The sequence below is a fragment of the Sandarakinorhabdus sp. genome (assembly GCF_051860625.1).
GTDB lineage: Bacteria > Pseudomonadota > Alphaproteobacteria > Sphingomonadales > Sphingomonadaceae > Sandarakinorhabdus.
Map to the genome: position 1 here is coordinate 70,874 of NZ_JBHYDQ010000006.1, position 18,366 is coordinate 89,239.

At 66.4% G+C, this 18,366-nt stretch carries 18 protein-coding genes; 8 read left to right on the forward strand and 10 right to left on the reverse strand.

The genetic code is table 11. From position 1 onward, the window contains the following. The first annotated feature begins 245 nt into the window (after nucleotides 1-245). Complete coding sequence (trmFO, locus tag ACTIEZ_RS07415) at nucleotides 246-1,571, forward strand: methylenetetrahydrofolate--tRNA-(uracil(54)-C(5))-methyltransferase (FADH(2)-oxidizing) TrmFO (RefSeq protein WP_439546028.1); 1,326 nt, start codon at nucleotides 246-248, stop codon at nucleotides 1,569-1,571. Between the two features lie 16 nt (nucleotides 1,572-1,587). Here trmFO and lexA read toward each other — a convergent pair whose 3' ends face one another. Genes lexA through ACTIEZ_RS07445 form a run of 6 tightly spaced genes read right to left on the reverse strand, consistent with a single transcriptional unit; the run spans nucleotide 1,588 to nucleotide 6,339 of the window. Beyond that, nucleotides 1,588-2,271, reverse strand: coding sequence for a transcriptional repressor LexA (lexA, locus tag ACTIEZ_RS07420; RefSeq protein ID WP_439546029.1), 684 nt, complete (start codon nucleotides 2,269-2,271; stop codon nucleotides 1,588-1,590). 34 nt (nucleotides 2,272-2,305) lie between these two features. Then, nucleotides 2,306-3,505: a molybdopterin molybdotransferase MoeA gene (locus ACTIEZ_RS07425; protein WP_439546030.1), complete on the reverse strand. Its 1,200-nt coding sequence runs from the start codon at nucleotides 3,503-3,505 to the stop codon at nucleotides 2,306-2,308. Beyond that, the gene (moaC, locus tag ACTIEZ_RS07430) at nucleotides 3,502-3,972 is read right to left on the reverse strand and encodes a cyclic pyranopterin monophosphate synthase MoaC (RefSeq protein ID WP_439546031.1); all 471 of its coding nucleotides are present in this window, start codon (nucleotides 3,970-3,972) and stop codon (nucleotides 3,502-3,504) included. The genes ACTIEZ_RS07425 and moaC overlap by 4 nt, the downstream gene beginning before the upstream one ends. Then, nucleotides 3,969-4,760 carry an indole-3-glycerol phosphate synthase TrpC gene (trpC, locus tag ACTIEZ_RS07435; protein WP_439546032.1) on the reverse strand — a complete coding sequence of 264 codons (792 nt, stop codon included), beginning with the start codon at nucleotides 4,758-4,760 and terminating at the stop codon, nucleotides 3,969-3,971. Before trpC ends, moaC begins: the two co-directional genes overlap by 4 nt. Next, nucleotides 4,757-5,740: an anthranilate phosphoribosyltransferase gene (gene trpD / locus ACTIEZ_RS07440; protein ID WP_439546033.1), complete on the reverse strand. Its 984-nt coding sequence runs from the start codon at nucleotides 5,738-5,740 to the stop codon at nucleotides 4,757-4,759. Before trpD ends, trpC begins: the two co-directional genes overlap by 4 nt. After that, nucleotides 5,737-6,339, reverse strand: a complete 603-nt coding sequence (locus ACTIEZ_RS07445; protein WP_439546034.1) for an anthranilate synthase component II — start codon at nucleotides 6,337-6,339, stop codon at nucleotides 5,737-5,739. The genes trpD and ACTIEZ_RS07445 overlap by 4 nt, the downstream gene beginning before the upstream one ends. A 94-nt stretch (nucleotides 6,340-6,433) precedes the next feature. Between ACTIEZ_RS07445 and ACTIEZ_RS07450 the strand changes: the two genes are divergently transcribed. Together ACTIEZ_RS07450 and ACTIEZ_RS07455 are read left to right on the forward strand one after the other, a co-directional pair. After that, complete coding sequence (locus tag ACTIEZ_RS07450; protein ID WP_439546035.1) at nucleotides 6,434-6,652, forward strand: AbrB/MazE/SpoVT family DNA-binding domain-containing protein; 219 nt, start codon at nucleotides 6,434-6,436, stop codon at nucleotides 6,650-6,652. Further along, nucleotides 6,645-7,037 (forward strand): type II toxin-antitoxin system VapC family toxin, encoded by a 393-nt coding sequence (locus ACTIEZ_RS07455; protein WP_439546036.1) that lies wholly within the window; start codon nucleotides 6,645-6,647, stop codon nucleotides 7,035-7,037. Before ACTIEZ_RS07450 ends, ACTIEZ_RS07455 begins: the two co-directional genes overlap by 8 nt. On the opposite strand, the gene ACTIEZ_RS07460 is transcribed toward ACTIEZ_RS07455, so the two are convergent. The 4 genes from ACTIEZ_RS07460 to ACTIEZ_RS07475 all read right to left on the reverse strand — a co-directional run bounded on the left by ACTIEZ_RS07460 (nucleotide 7,034) and on the right by ACTIEZ_RS07475 (nucleotide 11,742). Next, nucleotides 7,034-7,318: a DUF427 domain-containing protein gene (locus ACTIEZ_RS07460; RefSeq protein WP_439546037.1), complete on the reverse strand. Its 285-nt coding sequence runs from the start codon at nucleotides 7,316-7,318 to the stop codon at nucleotides 7,034-7,036. The two genes, ACTIEZ_RS07455 and ACTIEZ_RS07460, sit on opposite strands and share 4 nt — an antisense overlap. Before the next feature lie 150 nt (nucleotides 7,319-7,468). Then, nucleotides 7,469-8,167 (reverse strand): PEPxxWA-CTERM sorting domain-containing protein, encoded by a 699-nt coding sequence (locus tag ACTIEZ_RS07465; protein ID WP_439546038.1) that lies wholly within the window; start codon nucleotides 8,165-8,167, stop codon nucleotides 7,469-7,471. A gap of 140 nt (nucleotides 8,168-8,307) precedes the next feature. Further along, nucleotides 8,308-9,834, reverse strand: a complete 1,527-nt coding sequence (locus tag ACTIEZ_RS07470; RefSeq protein WP_439546039.1) for an anthranilate synthase component I family protein — start codon at nucleotides 9,832-9,834, stop codon at nucleotides 8,308-8,310. A 15-nt stretch (nucleotides 9,835-9,849) separates the two neighbouring features. After that, nucleotides 9,850-11,742 (reverse strand): peptidylprolyl isomerase, encoded by a 1,893-nt coding sequence (locus ACTIEZ_RS07475; protein WP_439546040.1) that lies wholly within the window; start codon nucleotides 11,740-11,742, stop codon nucleotides 9,850-9,852. 98 nt (nucleotides 11,743-11,840) lie between these two features. On the opposite strand from ACTIEZ_RS07475, the gene tpiA reads away from it, so the two are divergent. From tpiA to ACTIEZ_RS07500, 5 genes are all read left to right on the forward strand, one after another. Next, nucleotides 11,841-12,560, forward strand: coding sequence for a triose-phosphate isomerase (gene tpiA / locus ACTIEZ_RS07480; RefSeq protein ID WP_439546041.1), 720 nt, complete (start codon nucleotides 11,841-11,843; stop codon nucleotides 12,558-12,560). A gap of 178 nt (nucleotides 12,561-12,738) precedes the next feature. Next, nucleotides 12,739-13,080, forward strand: coding sequence for a preprotein translocase subunit SecG (secG, locus tag ACTIEZ_RS07485; RefSeq protein ID WP_439546042.1), 342 nt, complete (start codon nucleotides 12,739-12,741; stop codon nucleotides 13,078-13,080). Between the two features lie 9 nt (nucleotides 13,081-13,089). After that, nucleotides 13,090-14,376, forward strand: a complete 1,287-nt coding sequence (locus tag ACTIEZ_RS07490; protein WP_439546043.1) for an MFS transporter — start codon at nucleotides 13,090-13,092, stop codon at nucleotides 14,374-14,376. Nucleotides 14,377-14,429: 53 nt separating this feature from the next. Further along, nucleotides 14,430-16,643: a S8 family peptidase gene (locus ACTIEZ_RS07495; RefSeq protein WP_439546044.1), complete on the forward strand. Its 2,214-nt coding sequence runs from the start codon at nucleotides 14,430-14,432 to the stop codon at nucleotides 16,641-16,643. A gap of 78 nt (nucleotides 16,644-16,721) precedes the next feature. Continuing rightward, nucleotides 16,722-18,350: a CTP synthase gene (locus ACTIEZ_RS07500; RefSeq protein WP_439546045.1), complete on the forward strand. Its 1,629-nt coding sequence runs from the start codon at nucleotides 16,722-16,724 to the stop codon at nucleotides 18,348-18,350. The last annotated feature ends 16 nt before the right edge of the window (nucleotides 18,351-18,366 follow it).

Here is an 18,366-nt window from a genome sequence, read left to right on the forward strand (position 1 = left end):
TTTGCGGCCTTATGGCCCGGCCGAGCGCTGGCCGCACGTACATAAAGCTGACTTCCAAAACGGCACGACCCTGCAGGTCTGCCAGACCGAGGCGGGTATAGCGGCCGCTACAAGCCGTGGAAAGGCCAAACGGCCGCATTTGGCCCGACCCAAGCAAATTTACCGGGTGTGTGAGACGCTTCCCGCACTGCGGCAATGCTGTGTGCCGGCTTGGAAGCCTGTGCAATCAAGCCTATAGCTCTGGGATGACCAAGCCTGTTCACATTATCGGCGGCGGCCTCGCCGGTTCCGAAGCCGCCTGGCAGATTGCGCAGGCCGGCATCCCCGTGGTGATCCACGAAATGCGCGGGGTGCAGGGCACCGATGCGCACAAGACCGATGGCCTTGCCGAACTCGTCTGCTCAAACAGTTTTCGCAGCGATGATCCCGATAACAATGCCGTCGGCCTGATCCATGCCGAGATGCGCGCACTGAACAGCCTGATCATGCGCGAAGCCGACGTGGCGCGGGTGCCGGCCGGATCGGCGCTGGCCGTGGACCGCGATGTGTTTTCGGCCGGCGTGACGGCCGCGCTGGCCGCCCATCCCAATGTCACCATCCAACGCGAGTTGATCGCCGGCCTGCCGCCACAGGATTGGGACAATGTGATCATCGCCACCGGGCCGCTGACCGCGACGCCACTGGCCGAAGCGATCCGCGATCTGACTGGCGAGGAGAGTCTGGCCTTCTTCGATGCCATTGCACCGGTGATCCATTACGACTCGATCAATCTGGAGACCGCCTGGTTCCAGTCGCGCTGGGATCGGGGTGACACCAAGGATTATCTGAACTGCCCGATGGACAAGGCGCAATATGAAGCCTTCATCGATGCGCTGCTGGCGTCCGAAAAAACCGTGTTCAAGCAGTGGGAAGCCAACACCCCCTATTTCGACGGCTGCATGCCGATCGAGGTGATGGCCGAACGCGGTCGCAACACGCCGCGTTTCGGCCCGATGAAGCCTGTCGGCCTGACCAACCCCGCCACCGGGCGCCGCGCCTGGGCCGTCGTGCAGTTGCGGCAGGACAATGCCAGCGGGACCTTGTGGAACATGGTCGGTTTCCAGACCAAGATGAAGCACGCGGAACAGGTGCGGGTGTTCCGCACCATCCCCGGTCTGGAAAATGCCGAATTTGCCCGGCTGGGCGGGCTGCATCGCAACACCTTCATCAAGTCGCCGGTGTTGCTGGATGCCACGCTGCGCCTGAAGGCGCGGCCGGCCCTGCGTTTCGCTGGCCAGATCACCGGGTGCGAAGGCTATGTCGAAAGCGCTGCCGTTGGCCTGATGGCAGCCCGCTTCGCCATTGCCGAGCGGCAGGGGCGCGAACCGGTGCCGCCACCGGCGACGACGGCGCTCGGCGCGCTGCTGCATCACATTACCGGCGGCGCCGAAGCAGCGACCTTCCAGCCGATGAACGTCAATTTCGGCCTGTTCCCGGCGCTGGTGCCGCCGGCAGCCAGCAAGGATCAGCGCAAGCCGGCGCTGGTCGCGCGGGCGCGGGCCGATCTGGCAGCATGGATGGCGGTGGCGTGACGATCCACGCCGCCGATCAGTGGTAGCGACGTAACAAGCCGGCGAGCTTGCCCTGGATGCGGACCTGATCCGGACGATAGCGTTGCGCCTGGTGGGTGCTGTTGGCGGGATCAAGACGGACCATGCCGGCTTCACGGCGCAGATATTTCAGCGTGGCTTCTTCATTGTCGATCAATGCCACGACGATGTCGCCGTCGCGGGCGTCTTCGCAGCGGCGGATGAGGGCGTAATCGCCATCGTGGATGCCGGCTTCGATCATCGAATCGCCTGACACTTCCAGGGCATAATGATCGCCAGGGCCGAGCAGGGCCGACGGCACCGACAGTGACTGATCGCTTTCCAGCGCCTCGACCGGCAGACCGGCGGCGATGCGGCCGTGCAGCGGCACCACCACCGTGTCATTGGCGGCAAGCATGGCTTGCGGCACTGCACGTGGTTCGGGACGGCTGGCAACGAGTGTCAGTGCCGGTCGGGGCGTTATGAGAGCCTCGGGAAGGCGCAGCACTTCGAGCGCGCGGGCGCGGTTGGGCAGGCGGCGGATGAAGGCACGCTCTTCCAGTGCATTGATCAGGCGATGCACACCGGATTTGGACTTGAGGCTCAGTGCCTCCTTCATTTCCTCGAAGGAGGGCGACACGCCATCGGATTTCAGACGCTCATCGATGAAGACGAGCAATTCCTGCTGTTTCTTGGTGAGCACCCACGCCTCCCGCTTTGGAACATGGGAAGAACATCTAGAAAACAGATTGGAACATGTCAAGCGCGATACAGGCCACCGATTCGCCGGCTGCGGCCGGTGGCGCGTGGGGTTCGCGGATGATGAGCAGATCGGCGGCGGCGAGGCGCGAGAGCAGCGCGCTGTCTTGCCGGGTGAAGGCTTCGGCACCTTTGGGGGTACGGCGCGCGCGCAGATGATCGCGGCGGCCATCATTGGCGGCGAGCGGCGCGGCGAGCGGCAACGTTTCGATGGGCAGGACATGGGTGCGGCCGCCGAGGCGCGCGAGGAGCGGGACAGCGAACAGCAGGGCGGTGACGAACGCCGACACCGGATTGCCGGGCAGGCCGAGGATGCGGCGACCTGCCAGATGGCCGGCGAGCATGGGCTTGCCGGGGCGAATGGCGACCTTCCAGAAATCGATATCGGCTCCGAGGTCGCGCAAGACCGGCACGACCAGGTCATGATCCCCCACCGACGCGCCGCCGATGGTGAGGATCAGATCGGCGTCGGCCGCGGTAATGACCGCGGCGAGTGCGTCGCGATCATCGCGCACCAGGCCGGGATCGTGGACCATCGCGCCGGCGCTGCGCAGCAGGGCGGTAAGCATGGCCGGCACGCTGGAAACGATCTGGCCCGGTCCGGGTGTGGCCCCGGGTGGCACCAGTTCGTCGCCGGTGGCGATGAGGGCGACGCGGGGCCGGCGCACGACGGGCAGGTCGCCATGGCCGGCGGCCGCGGCGAGGCCGAGATGCGGCGGCGACAGGCGGGTGCCGGTGGGGATCAGGGCGTCTTTGGCGGCGAAATCCTGGCCCCGGGCGCGGATATGGGCGCCTTGGCGGGGCGGGCCGGCGCCGGTCAGGCGGGCGGTGTGGCCGTCGCGCGTGACCTCTTCCTGCACCACGATCGTGTCAGCGCCTCCGGGCAGCGGTGCGCCGGTGAAGATGCGCACCGCCTCGCGCGCGCCGAGCAGGCCGGCCCAGCCGTGGCCGGCAGCGCTTTCCCCGACCATGCGCCATGGTACATGGAGATCAGCCCAGCGGATCGCATAGCCATCCATGGCGGCGGCGGCGAATGGCGGCTGGGTGAGGCGGGCGGTGATGGCTTGTGCCAGCACGCGGCCGGCGCAGGCATCAAGCGGCAGGGTTTCGGCCGGAAGGGCCTCGGCAGCCGCCAGCAGCCGATCCAGTGCTGCCGGATAGGGCAGCAGGCCAGTCATTCGGCCACAAAGTCGCCAGAGCGCCCGCCGGATTTCTTGAGCAGGCGGATGCCGTCGATGCGCATGGCACGGTCCAGCGCCTTTGCCATGTCATATACCGTCAGCAGCGCGGCGGAGACGGCGGTGAGTGCCTCCATCTCCACGCCGGTGCCATGGGTGGTGGCAACGGTGGCAGTGGCGCGGATGCCGGTGGCATCCAGCGCCAGGTCGACAGTCACCGCATCGATGGGCAGCGGGTGGCAAAGCGGGATCAGGTCGGCGGTGCGCTTGGCGGCCATGATGCCGGCGATGCGGGCGGTGGCCAGCACGTCGCCTTTCTTCACGGCCTGGGCGGCGATGGCGGCGAGCGCTTCGGCTGCGATATGGATATAGCCTTCGGCGGTGGCTTCACGGCGGGTGGCCGGCTTGGCGCTGATGTCGACCATGCGCGCGGCGCCGCTGTCGTCGAGATGGGCGAGGTTGCTCATGCGGCGAGGCCCAGCAGGGCGCGGGTGGCGGCGGTGACGTCGGCGCAGCGCATCAGGCTTTCGCCAACCAGGAAGGTGCGGATGCCGACGGCGCTGAGCGCGGCGAGATCTGCGTGGCTGGACAGGCCGGATTCGGCGACGAGCGTCTTTCCCGGCGTGTCGGCGAGATCGAAGCTGGTCTGCAGGCTGACCTCCAGCGTCTTCAGGTTGCGGTTGTTGATGCCGAGCAGCGGCGTGTTCAGCAGCAAGGCGCGGTCGCGTTCGGCGGCGTCGTGCACCTCGATCAGTACATCCATGCCCCATTGGCTGGCCACGGCTTCCAGTTCGGCGGCCTGCGTGTCGGACAGCGCGGCCATGATCAGCAAGATTGCATCGGCGCCGAGCGCGCGGGCCTCCACCACTTGATAGGGATCGACGATGAAATCCTTGCGGATGACGGGCAATGTGCAGGCGGCGCGGGCGGCGACCAGATAATCATCATGCCCCAGAAACCAGCGTTCTTCGGTGAGCACCGACAGGCAGGCGGCACCGCCGGCCTGATAGGCGCGGGCCAGTGCGGCGGGATCGAAATCGGCGCGGATCAGGCCCTTGCTGGGGCTGGCCTTCTTGCATTCGGCGATCAGTGCGTGATGGCCGGCGGCATGTTTGGCGTGTAGGGCGGCGATGAACCCGCGCGGCGCGTCGGCAGCGCGGGCGGCGGCCTCCACATCGGCCAGGCTGCGCTGCGCCTTGCGCAGCGCGTACAGGTCGCGCTTGTGGGCGACGATGGTAGCGAGTGTGTCGGTCATCGGAAGGCAATCCAGCGGGCAAGGGTGTCGGCGGCAGCGCCGGAGTCGATGGCGGCGGCCGCTTGGCTGGCGGCCTGCGGCAGGGTGAGGGCAGGGCGCACAACCGTCAACGCGGCGGCGGCGTTGAGGATCACCATGTCGCGATAGGCGTCGCGCTGGCCGTTCAGCAGGGCGCGCAGCCGCTGCGCGTTATAGTCGGGGCTGCCGCCTTTCAGGGCCTCGTTCGGGTGGCGCGGCAGGCCGGCGGCTTCGGGGGTGAGTGTCAGCGGCGTCAGTGTGCCGCCACAGAGCGCCATGGCTGTCGTTTCGCCGGAAATCGCCACTTCATCAAAGCCCTGGCCGTGGACGACCAGCGCCGCGCGGCTGCCGAGATCGCGCAGCGCGTGGGCCATCAGCGGCACCGGGGCGGGTGCGAACACGCCGAGCAGTTGCTGTTCGACACCAGCCGGGTTGCACAGCGGCCCCAGCAGATTGAAGATGGTGCGCCGGGCAAGTTGGCGCCGCACCGTGGCGACGCGGGCCATCGCCGGATGGTGGCGGGCGGCATGCAGAAAGGTGATGCCGACACGATCGAGGCATGGCCCCAGCCGGTCCATCGGCAATTCTGGCACGCCCAGCATCATCAGCACGTCCGCCGCGCCGCTGGTGGAGGAGGCGGCGCGGTTGCCATGCTTGGCGAGTTTGACCCCGCACGCCGCCACCACCAGCGAGACCGCGGTGGAGATGTTGAGGCTGTGCATGCCATCGCCGCCGGTGCCGCACACATCCATGGCAGCCGGCGCCGCGAACGGCTGGATGGCCCGCATCCGCAGCGCAGTGGCGGCAGCGACGACTTCGCCGGCGGTCTCGCCGCGGTCGGCGAGCCTGGTCAGGAAGGTGGCCAGTTCAGCATCCTCCACCTTGCCGTCGAAAATCGCGGCAAAAGCATTGGCCGCCGCGTCGCAGTCGAGCGGGCTGGTCGGATCGGGCAATATGCTCATGCGGCGATAGAGAAGTCTGGCGCCAGGCCGGCCAGTGCCATGAAATTGGCCAGCAATCTGTGGCCATGCTGGGTGGCGATGCTTTCGGGGTGGAACTGCACGCCATGCAGCGGCAGGTCGCGGTGATGCATCCCCATGATCAGGCCATCGGGGCTGTGCGCGTTGACGATCAGCTCGGCGGGCAGGCCAGCTTCGCGCACGGTCAGGCTGTGGTAGCGGGTGGCTTCGAACGGGCTGGGGATGCCGGCGAAGACGCCCGTGCCACTGTGGGTGATGGCGCTGACCTTGCCGTGCATGACCTGCGGCGCGCGCTCGACGATGCCGCCAAAGGCCTGGCCAATCGCCTGATGACCAAGGCACACGCCCAGCAGCGGCGTGCGCGTTTCGGCGGCGGCAGCGATCAGCGCCAGGCAGATGCCGGCTTCGTTGGGCGAGCAGGGGCCGGGCGAGAGCAGGATGGCTTGCGGGTGCATGGCCATGGCATCCTGGGTGGTGATGGCATCGTTGCGCACCACGCGCGTGTCGGCGCCAAGCTCGGCCAGATAGTGAACGAGATTGAAGGTGAAGCTGTCGTAATTGTCGATCACGAGGATGGTCATGGCGGGGGTGTAGCGTGTCGGCGCGGCGGCGTCATCTGCTTGTGATGGGGTGGGTGTGCGTGCTACGGTTTGCCCTATCGATCAAGGAGCATGTATGATGGCGACAGTCACGGTTTCGCCGAAGTTTCAGGTGGTGATTCCGCAGGATGTGCGTCAGCAGATGAACATCAGGCCGGGCCAGAAGTTGCGGGCCATGGCCTGGGGCAAGGGGATCGTGCTGCTGCCGGAGATCGGCATTGCCGGCTTGCGCGGTCTGACGCGCGATTTGCCGAATGACTTTGTCCGTGACAAGTCGGACCGTGACAATGGCTGATACCGGCTTGATCGTTGCTGATACCAGTGTCTGGATCGAGTGGTTGACCGATGGCCGGCAGGCTGACTCTTATGCCGAAATCCTCGCCGATCCGGCCGGACGCCTGCTGGTGCCAAGCATCTGCATTTACGAAGTGTCCCGCTGGTATCTGACGCGAAAGCGGGAAAAAGACGCGCAATTGGCCGCGAGCGAGATGGAACAACTCGCCGTAATCGATTTGAGCGGACAGTTGGCACGCGAAGCTGCCTTGCTGTCCGCGCAGCATTGCTTGGCCATGGCGGACGCGGTCATATTAGCGACAGCCCGGACGCACGACGCCACGTTATGGACGCAGGATGCGGATTTCTCCGGACTGGCCGGTGTGCGGCTGTTCGAGCGGCTTTAGGCCGTGACCTTCACGCCCTTCCAGAAGGCCAGGCGGCCCTTTATGTTGGCGGCTTGCGGCTTGGGATCGGCGTAATACCACACCGCGTCACGGTTTTCGGCGCCGTCCACCACCAGGCTGTGATAGTTGGCGGTGCCTTTCCAGCCGCACACGCTGGTGGTGCTGCTCGGCTTCAGCAGTGCCGGATCGACGGCTTCGGCCGGGAAATAATGATTGCCTTCAACGACCACAGTGTCGGGCGTATCGGCGATCACCTGTCCGTTCCATTCTGCGCGCGCCATGGCTGATGCTCCTGTCCAAATGTGTGACGCAGGCGTGACAGGGGGCCGCAGCCGGTGCAAGGGCAAGCAACGTCGCGGCTATGGCTGCGCTCCCAACAAAAAGGGGGCAGTTGCCAGCGCAACGGCCCCCAATCTTGTTCGGAACGCGCCTCAGGCGAGGACGGCGCGGCGGCGACGCAGGGTAGCGCCCACCAAGCCGAAGCCGGCGATCAGCATCGCCCAGCTGGCAGGTTCAGGAATCGCGCCGCTGATGATCTGCGTGTTGGTGAGCGCCGCATCATAGATCTGAATATAGTCGACAAAGCCAGACGAGGACTCCTGCGGACCAAAGGCGAAATCATCGTTGAAGAAATGCAGCACGCTGGTGATCGTCGCCTGATTACTGCTATCCACTAATGTTAGGCCATTGTTGCCATCAACGAACGTGTTCACATTGCCAGCCAGATCACGAGTGAAGACCAGGCGGTGCAACGTGCCCACTTGAAACTGGTTGCTGATCGTCGCGTTGAATGGAAAGAAATTCAGCGAATTGGACAGATTATACAGTCCGGCATCACTGGTGCGGTTCTTGAAATCGAGGATCTTGCGATAGCCCGAAAGCGTATCGAAAGAGAAGCCGACAATGATCGAAAATTGCTGCGTATCGTTGAAGCCGCCCAGCGACGGGCCCTGGTTGTTGTTGAAGGTAATGCCATTGGGGCCGAGCGTCCCGCCATTGTTGGTGATGTCGGGGCCGCCCAGCGCATCGGCTAGGCTGCCATTCAACTGATAATCGGCAACCAGCGTGGCGGCTGTCGCCGGCGCTGCCGCAAGCGCGGCGGCAAGGCCGAATGAGATAAGCGATTTCACGATATGTTCCCCTGCTTTGCAGCTCCCGTGCCGCACAGGATGTAATGCAAATTACGTGCCAACCTTTTAAGATTTTGATAAGTTTAAATTACAGCAAATTGATGCGGAAAGATTTGTAAATTTTTCCGACAGCTTCGCAGCTATTGCCCGAAGCCGGCGCTGCTGGCCGCAGCAATGGCTTCGCGGGCGGCGGCGATCAGCGCGCCGGCCTTGGCTTCGCATTCGCGCTGTTCATAGTCGGCCACGCTGTCGGCCACGATGCCGGCGCCGGCTTGCACGTGCATGACGCCGTCCTTCACCACCGCGGTGCGCAGCACGATGCAGCTGTCCATGTTGCCGTTCGGGCTGAAATAGCCGACGCCGCCGGCATAGGCACCACGGGCCTGGCCTTCCAGTTCGGCAATGATCTGCATGGCGCGCACCTTGGGCGCCCCTGATACGGTGCCGGCCGGGAAACCCGCCAGCAGCGCCGCCACCGCATCGATACCATCCGCCAACCGGCCCTGGACATTGGAGACGATGTGCATGACATGGCTGTAGAATTCGACGAAGAAGCGGTCCGTCACCTTCACCGTGCCGGGCACCGACACGCGCGCGGTGTCATGGCGGCCGAGATCGAGCAGCATCAGATGTTCGGCCAGTTCCTTTGGGTCGGCGAGCAAACTGTCCCGGTTGGCGGCATCCTCCGCCGCATCGCGCCCGCGCGGGCGGGTGCCGGCAATCGGCCGGATCGTCACGTCGCCATCGCGGGCGCGGACCAGGATTTCAGGCGACGACCCGACCAGCGCGAAGCCGGGCAGATCGAGGAAATAGAGGAACGGCGACGGATTGATGCGCCGCAAGGCCCGATACAGATCAAAGGCCGGCAGCGGGAAATCGACCGAGAAGCGTTGCGACAGCACGACCTGAAAGATATCGCCGGCCAGGATATAGTCGCGGGCGCGGTCCACCATTTGGGCAAATCGTTCGCGGCTGGTGTGGTGGCGCGGCGGTGCGTCGGGCAAGGGCGCCGGCGGGCGCGGCTGCAGCGGCAGTGCCTGCGCGAGCTTGCGCTCCGCCTCCTGGATGCGGTCGGCGGCGGCCGTGTAGGCAGCATCCGGATCAGTCGCTGCGAAGATCGGCGCGACGATGAACAATTCGTCCTTCAACCGATCGAATACCAGCAGCAGGGTCGGCCGCACGAACACCATGTCGGGCAGGCCGAGCGCCGATTCGCCCGCCGCCGGCACGCTGGGTTCGACCAGCCGGATGGTTTCATAGCCCATGTAGCCGACCAGACAGGCCAGCGCTGCGGGCAGTTCGGGCGGTACGTCGGCGCGGGCTTCGGCCACCAGCGCACGCAGGGCCGCCAGCGTGTCGCCGGCCACCGGTTCGAATGCGTCGCGATCCGTCTGCCAGTGCCGGTTGATTTCCGAGCTGTTGCCGTGCGCCCGCCACACCAGATCGGGATCGAGCCCGAGCAGCGAGTGGCGCCCGCGCACCTGGCCGCCCTCCACCGACTCCAGCAGAAAGGCGCCAGAGCCTTCGCTGCCCAGTTTCAGCATCGCCGACACCGGGGTTTCGGTATCGGCCACGATGCGTGTCCAGATCAGTTGCGGTTGGCCAGCGCCAAGCGCAGCCACGGCCACGGCGCGATCAGGCGAAATGCGCCGGGTTGAAATGTCCATGCTTGGCGCTGCCGTTTACTGGACGCCGTCGCCCGACAGGCGCTGGCGGATGGTGCGCAAGGTGGCTTCGTTGCGGTCCACCCCCACCGCCGTCATGCTTGCCTTGGCCAGGGCTTCAGCCATTTCGGCAGGCAGCGCGCTGCCCACTTCGCGGCGGCTGGCCTCGATCAGGCCTTCTTCGGCGCGCGGATTGCCGGGGATGACACGATCGACATGCACCATGGCCCAGCCGCCGGGCACGGCAATCAATTGCGTGGTGCCCGGCGCACCGTTCAGGAAGGCGCGGGCCGCGGCGGGTACATTCTGCTGGCCGACCAGATCGATGCGCCGGCCATTCAACGGCTGCGGCGACTGGAAACCGGCATCGGCAACGGCCTTGGCGAACACAGCGCCCTTCTTGACTGCGTCCAGCACCTTTTCGGCCTTGGCGCGCGCAGCCTTCATCGCCTTGTCCTGGGCGGCGCCGGCCATGGCCAGCGGCATCACCTCGTTCAGCGGCGGCGGCGCGGCGGGCAGCACGGTGCTGGTTTCGATCACCACCAGCTTGCCGCCGCCGATATCCTCCACCACCGGGCCATCGGCAGCTTCGTGTTTGAAGGCGCGGGCAGCGATGGTGGCGAGATCGCCGGTCAGTGGCGGCTGGTTTTCGCCCTGACCACGCTCGGTCACTGGCGTCTGCGTGGCGATGGTCAGCGATGTTTCGGCAGCGATATCGGCAAAGCTCTTGCCGGCTTCCACGCCATCCTCGATGCGGGCGACGACATCGGCAACCGCGTCATCGATGGCACGGTCACGCAATTCGGTTTCGATCTGCGGGCGGGCCTCGGCCAGTGTCTTGCCGGCACCGCCCATGCTGGCGACGCGCACGACGTGCCAGCCCAGCGGTGATTTGATCGGTGCGCTGATGCCGCCAGCCGGCAGCGCGAAGGCGGCCTTGGCCACCGCAGCGCTGGTGGCACGGGCAAACGCCGCTTCGGTTTGGCTGCCGAGCGCAATATCGGCGGCGCCGAAGCCAGCGATGCCTTGCGCAGCGGCGGCAAAACCCTGGGCAGCGGCGGCGGTGGCCAGCGCCTTGGCTTTCGCTTCATCGGGCACCACCACCTGTTCCAGTACGCGGGTAGCAGCGCCGCCATAGCGGGCCGGATCCTTGGCGAACGCGTCGGCAATCGCCTTGTCGGTGACGGTCACGCCGGCGGCGATGCTGGCGCGATCGATCATCGCATAACGAAAGCCGCGACGCTGCGGGATGGTGAAGCGCGTGGCATTGGCCTTGAACCAGCGCTCGGCCTCCGCAGCCGTGGGTGTGCCGGCCGGCTCGGCGGGCACCAGCACGACGGCGCCTTCGTGGCGATCGACCATGAGGCGGGCATAAAGTTCGGCCACGCCATCGGGCACGGCGAGGGCGGCGGTGGCGGGCTTGATGATCTGTTCGCGGGTCAGGTCGCCTTGCAGCGATTGGCGCAGGCGCTTGTCGGTCATGCCCTGGCCGGCGATGACGCGATCATAGGTGGCCTGATCGAACTTGCCGGCGGATTGAAAGGCCGGGATGCCGGCAATCACCAGATCGACGGCCTCCTGCGACGCACCCAGCCCGGCGCGTGTCCCCATTTCCTCCAGCGCGGCCTGGCCGATCAACTGGGTGGCCATCAGCTCGACGACGCCCTGGCGGGCAGCTTCGGCCTGAGTCATGGCGGGATCGCGCTGGCGCACTTCGCGCACGGTGCGGTCGATGGCTTGCAGCAGATCGGGTTCGGTGATGGTGCGGTCGCCGACCTTGGCGACCGATCCGGCCGGCGCGCTGCCGCCATAAGGATCGCCGACACCGGTCACGGCAAAGGCGACCAGGATGATCCCGAACAGGATCAACACGGGCCAGCTGGTGAGATAACGGCGGAAAAAACTGATCATCGATTACCCGTCAGACGGTGAACGCGCCGCTTGTAACGACGCCATTGGCTTGTCACAAGCGCCGCAACCGCAACCCCTGTTCGAGGAGCCTACCGCCCATGCCAGCCCATATTGTCGGCAACTGGAAGATGAACGGGATGGGGGAGGACATCGCCGAGATTGCCGCCATCGCCGGGAGCGGCGCGCAAGGCGTGTGGATCGCGCCGCCGTTTACCCTGATCGACCGGGCGATAATCGTGTCGGCCGGGGCGGTGCGGATCGGTGGGCAGGATTGCCATGCCAAGGAAAAGGGCGCGCACACCGGGTGTGTGTCGGCAGCGATGCTGGCTGATCTGGGCGCTGGTTTCGTTATCGTCGGGCATAGCGAACGCCGGCGCGATTGCGGCGAAAGCGATGCGGACGTGCGCGCCAAGGCGCAGGCCGGGCAGGCGGCGGGGCTGCAGGTGATCCTGTGCATTGGCGAAACCCAGGCGCAGCGCGATGCCGGCGAGACGGAGGCCGTGCTGGCGGCGCAGTTGGAGGGCTCATTGCCGGAGGATGCGGAGGGGTTGATCATCGCATACGAACCGGTGTGGGCGATCGGCACTGGCGTGACGCCAACGCTGGATGATGTGGCGGCGGCGCATGGCTTCATCCGGGCGCGGCTGGCGGCGCGCTATGGCGGCGGCGGCCATGGGGTGCGCATCCTGTATGGCGGATCAGTGACGCCGGCGAATGCTGGGGAACTGCTGCGGGTGGAGGACGTGGGCGGCGTGCTGGTTGGCGGCGCCAGCCTGACCGCGGCGAGCCTGCTGGCGATTGCTGCCGCCGCGCCGTAACGCGGCCATGGCCAGCGCCGCGCCGTAACGCGGCCATGGCCAGCGCCGCGCCGTAACGCGGCCATGGCCAGCGCCGCGCCATAACGCAGCCATGGAGAGCGCCGGCTTGATTGCACGGGCCGCCGAACCGATGTAAGGCCCATCTCATACCGACAATCGAACCGAAAGCGCGTCACAAGTGATCACCTTCCTGCTTGTCGTCCATGGCCTGATTGCGTTGGGGCTGGTGGCGGTCATCCTGTTGCAGCGGTCCGAAGGCGGTGCGCTGGGCATTGGTGGCGGCGGTGGCGGCGGGCTGATGACGGCGCGCGGTGCGGCCAATCTGCTGACACGGTCGACCACGATCCTGGCGGCGCTGTTCATCGTGACGTCGATTTTGCTGGCGGTGCTTGCGGCTGGCACCAACAAGTCGCGGGTGATCGATCCGACGATTGCTGCCCAAGCTCGTCCGGGGTCTGCGCCGGCGACAACGCCTGCCGCTCCAGCGCCGGCGTTGCCCGGCGTTCCGGTCGCACAGTAATCAAGCCGCGTGCCGGGGGGCGAGACGCGGCGGCCGAGCCAGGCACGCCAGATTTTCGGCGGCGCGGCCGGCAATCTTGTCGAATGGTATGATTGGTACGCCTATTCGGCGTTCGCGCTCTATTTCGGGCCGCGATTCTTCCCACCGGGCGATGATCTTGCGGCACTGTTGAACAGCGCGGCGATCTTTGCGGTCGGCTTTCTGATGCGGCCGATCGGCAGCTGGTTCCTGGGTGTGTGGGCGGATCGCAAGGGGCGCAAATCGGCGCTGACCCTGTCGGTTGCGATGATGTGCTTCGGATCGCTGATGATCGCCGTGGCGCCGACCTATGATGATGTCGGGCTGCTGGCGCCGGCGATCTTGCTGCTGGCGCGCCTGGTGCAGGGCCTGTCGGTCGGCGGCGAATATGGTGCGTCGGCCACCTTCATGAGCGAGGTGGCGCAGGCCAGATGGCGCGGGTTTCTCGCCAGTTTCCAATATGTCACGCTGGTCGGTGGGCAGTTGCTGGCGCTGGCGCTGCTCGTGTTGCTGCAGGGCGTGCTCAGCGAGGATGCATTGAACGATTGGGGCTGGCGTATCCCGTTCGTGGTCGGCGCGCTGTGTGCCGTGCTGGTGTTCTGGCTGCGCAAGGGGCTGGTGGAGACCGAAGCCTTTGAGAATGCCAAGCGCGCCGGGTCACAGGGCGAATTGTTCCGGCGGCTGATGGCGCATCCGCGCGAATTGCTGATCGTGCTGGCGCTGACGGCGGGCGGCAGCCTGTGGTTCTATACCTTCACCACCTACATGCAGAAATATCTGGTGCTGTCGGCGGGCTGGAGCAAGCAGGAGGCGACGACAACCACGGCCTTGGCGCTGCTGGCCTATATGCTGATGCAGCCGTTGTTTGGCGCGGCGTCGGATATATTGGGCCGGCGCACATTGTTGTTGGGCTTTGGCGTGATGGCCACCGCAGTGACCGTGCCGGCGCTGACCTTTCTGGGGGGCGCCCAACCGGGCGCCGGCAGCGTGATGATCATGATCGGCTGCCTGGCGATCCTGTCCTGCTACACCGCGATTTCCGGCGTGGTGAAGGCGGAGCTGTTTCCGGCGCATGTGCGGGCGCTGGGGGTGGGCATGCCCTATGCGCTGGGGGTGGCGATCTTTGGCGGTTCGGCGGAATATGTCGCGCTGGCGTTCAAGGGCGCTGGCGCTGAATCCGGTTTTTTCTGGTATGTGACCGGCATGGCCGGCGTGGCGTTGCTGGCGGCGCTGGCGATGCCGGATCTGAAACGCCACAGCCGTATCGAAACCGATTGAGCGACATCGCGCGGCAATTGCCAGCAAGCGCTGGCTGACGCATCCTTCGTTGCATGGTGTCGTCGCGTTTCCGCTTTCCGATTGGCCAGGCCAGCGTGCTGGCGTTGCTGCTGGCCGGCTGCAGTGGTGGCGGCGGTGGTGGCGGTGCCGCCGTGGTCATCCCGCCGCCGCCGGCGGTCACGCCAGCGCCAACCCCCGCACCCGCGCCAGCCCCGGCGCCGGGCCCCAGCAATTTCGATACGGCCGAATATCGCCGTTCCACCGCTGCCGTCGGGGTGCAGGCGATTGCTGCCTATGATCGCGGTGCGTCTGGGCAGGGCATCACCGTGGCGGTGATCGATTCGGGCGTGAACCCGGCCTTGAGCGAATTTGCCGGGCGCATTTCGCCAGCCAGCCGCGATGTCGTTTCCAACCGCGCGCTGGCCGATGAACGCGGCCACGGCACATCGGTGACGGGCGTCATCTTGGCGGCGCGCGACGGCAGCGGCATCCATGGGGTCGCGCCGCAAGCGACCCTGCTGGCGCTGCGCGCCGACACACCGGGCAGTTGCAACGATCAGGACTGTGCCTACACCAGCCAGGCCATCACCGCCGGGCTGGATGCAGCGGTGGCTGGCGGTGCGCGGGTGATCAACATCTCGCTGGGCGGCGGCGCCACCACCCAGGCCCTGCGTGCCGCGGCCGCGCGGGCGAGCAATGCCGGCATCGTGCTGGTGCTGTCGGCCGGCAATGAAAGCCTGGCCAGCCCGGAAGGCTTTGCCAACCAGTTGACGGCGGTGGCGCCGACGACGACGCTGGTGGTCGGCGCCATCGAGGCCAATGGCGAGATCGCCGATTTTTCTAACCGTGCCGGCACGTTGGTGTCGAATTTCCTGGTGACCCAAGGCGTGTCGGTGCGCAGTTTCAACCAGGACGGCACGGCGTTCCTGTACAGCGGAACCTCCATTTCGGCACCAACGGCGACCGGATCGGTGGCGTTGCTGGCTGAGGCGTTTCCGTCGCTGACGGGCGCGCAGATTGTCGAGATTTTGCTGCGCACCGCCGATGATCTGGGCGCACCAGGGCCGGATGCGATTTATGGCCAGGGGCGATTGAACCTGCTCCGTGCCTTTCAGCCGGTGGGCGGCCTGACATCAGGCGGCGGCACACTGGTAACATTGGGCGGCACCCTGGGCGGCCCGCTGGGCGATGGCGGTGCGTTGCGGGGGGCGCTGGCCGCGGTGCCGGTGCGCGATGGCTATGCGCGGCCGTTCACCGCCGATCTGGCACAGGGGTTGCAGACGGCGGCACCCGGCCGGCTGGCGGCGCGATTGCTGGGCCAGCCGGCGGTAAGCGCGGTGACTGAGGCCGGCGGCAGCGTGGCGGCGTTCCGGTTGAACGGCGATCCGCGGGATTTGTGGGCCGGTGACCGCGCGACGATGGCCGCACTGGCGCCGGGTGGCGCGCCGCAAGCCAGCCCGGCCGGGCATGTGCGGCTGGCGTTGGCCGGCGGGCAAGTGATTGCCGCCGGCCATGGCGAGGCGGCAACCAGCCTGCTGATGCTGGCCGACAGCACGGCGGCGGCGCCTGATCTGCTCACGTCCGATCTGGCGCTGCCCATCGGCAGCCGGCCCTTGGGCGCGGCGGCGCTGGCGCAGCCGCTGGGCGATTTCATGCTGGCGGCCAGTGTGGGCCAGGCGCTGCTGCCGATGGTGCGCGGGGAGGCCGTTGCGCAGCAATCGACGGCGCTGGTCCGCCTGTCGCGGCGCCTTGCCGGGTTGGAACTGGCGAGCACGCTGCGCTTTGATGATGAGCGCGGCAGCCTGGCCGGCACGCGGCTGTCGGGTGGTTTTGGCCTCGCCGGTGCCAGTACGGTCAGCCTGGGGCTGGCGGCGCGGCTGGCGCTGGGGCCATGGGCGCTGGCGGGCGAATGGCGGCACGCGCGCAGCCAGTTGAACTTGTCTCCCGGCCTGATCGCTGCGGCTGGCGCGTTGACTGGCGATGCCGCCAGCATCGCGCTCAGCCGTGCCGGCCCGGCCGGCGACAGGCTCAGCCTGGCCGTCACGCGCCCGTTGGCGCTGGCGGGTCCGGTGTGGTTGGCGGGCGGTGCCGACGCGGTGCGGCTGGGGCCCACGCAGCGCGAAACCGCCCTGGAAGCGGCCTATGCCAGGCCCTTGCCCGGCGGCGGCCAGGTGCAGTTCAGCCTGTTTCACCGCGACCATCCCGGCCATATCGCCGAGGCTCCCGCCGATCAGGGCGCGGCCGTCCGACTGTTCTTGGGCTGGTAGATGTCCACAGGCAAATCGCACCGCGGGTGACGCAGGGGCTGGCGCGCCGGGGTGGAATCGGCGTAACGCTCTTCTCCCATGACGCGGTATATCTTCATCACCGGCGGCGTGGTTTCCTCGCTCGGCAAAGGCCTGATGGGCGCCTCCTTGGCGGCCCTGTTGCAGGCGCGTGGCTATCGGGTGCGCATCCGCAAGTTCGATCCCTATCTGAATGTCGATCCCGGCACGATGAGCCCCTATCAGCACGGCGAAGTGTTCGTGACCGACGATGGTGCGGAGACCGATCTCGATCTCGGGCATTATGAACGCTTTACCGGCGTGGCCGCGCGCAAGACGGACAATATCACCTCGGGCCGCATCTATCAGGATATCATCGCGCGGGAACGCCGCGGCGAATTTCTGGGCGGCACCGTGCAGGTGATCCCGCATGTGACCGACGCCATCAAGCTGTTTGCCCGCGCCGAAACCGATGGCCTGGATTTCGTGCTGTGCGAAATCGGCGGCACGGTGGGCGATATCGAGGGCTTGCCGTTCCTGGAGGCGATCCGCCAGATGGCGGCCGATGTGGGCCGGGCGAACGTCTGCTACATTCACGTCACGCTGGTGCCGTTCATCGCGGCGGCCGGCGAATTGAAGACCAAGCCGACACAGCACAGCGTGGCCGAATTGCGCGGTATCGGCATCCAGCCCGACGTGCTGGTCTGCCGATCCGAACATCCGTTGCCCGACAGTGATCGCGCCAAGATCGCGCTGTTCTGCAATGTCCGCAAGGAAGCGGTGATTTCGGCGCTGGATGCGGCGTCGATTTACGAAGTGCCGTTACAATATCATGCCGAAGGGCTGGATGATGAAGTGCTGCGTGCCTTTGGCATCGAGGCGGCGCCGCAGCCGGATCTGACCCGGTGGCAGGAAATTGCCACCCGCATCCACAGCCCGGAAGGCGAAGTCACCATCGGCGTCGTCGGCAAATATACCGGCATGAAGGATGCGTATAAATCGCTGACCGAGGCGCTGGTGCATGGCGGGCTGGCCAATCGGGTCAAGGTCAACATCAAGTGGCTGGACGCCGAAGAATTCGAGACCGACGATGTCGCCGCGCGGCTGGAGCCGATGCATGGCATATTGGTGCCCGGCGGTTTTGGGGAACGCGGCAGCGAAGGCAAGATCGCCAGTGTGCGCTTTGCCCGCGAACATCGCGTGCCGTTTTTCGGCATTTGTCTGGGCATGCAGATGGCCTGCATCGAGGCAGCGCGCAACGAGGCCGGCATCGATGCCGCATCGACCACCGAGTTCGGCCCAACCGACGCGCCGATCGTCGGCTTGATCACCGAATGGATGAGCGCCGAAGGGTTGCAGACCCGCATCGAGGGTGGCGATCTGGGCGGGACCATGCGGCTGGGTGCCTATCCGGCGGCACTGGCGCACAACAGCGTGGTGGCCAGTGTGTATGGCGAGACCGACATCGCCGAGCGCCATCGGCATCGTTATGAAGTGAACGTGGCTTACCGCCCGCAGCTTGAGGCGGCGGGGTTGATCTTTTCCGGCATGTCGCCCGATGGCCTGCTGCCCGAAGTGGTGGAACGGCCGGACCACCCATGGTTCATCGGCGTGCAATTCCACCCGGAGCTGAAATCCAAGCCGTTCGACCCGCATCCATTGTTTGCCGGGTTCGTGGCGGCCGCGATGGCGCAGAGCCGGCTGGTGTGAGGAATGTTGACGTTTG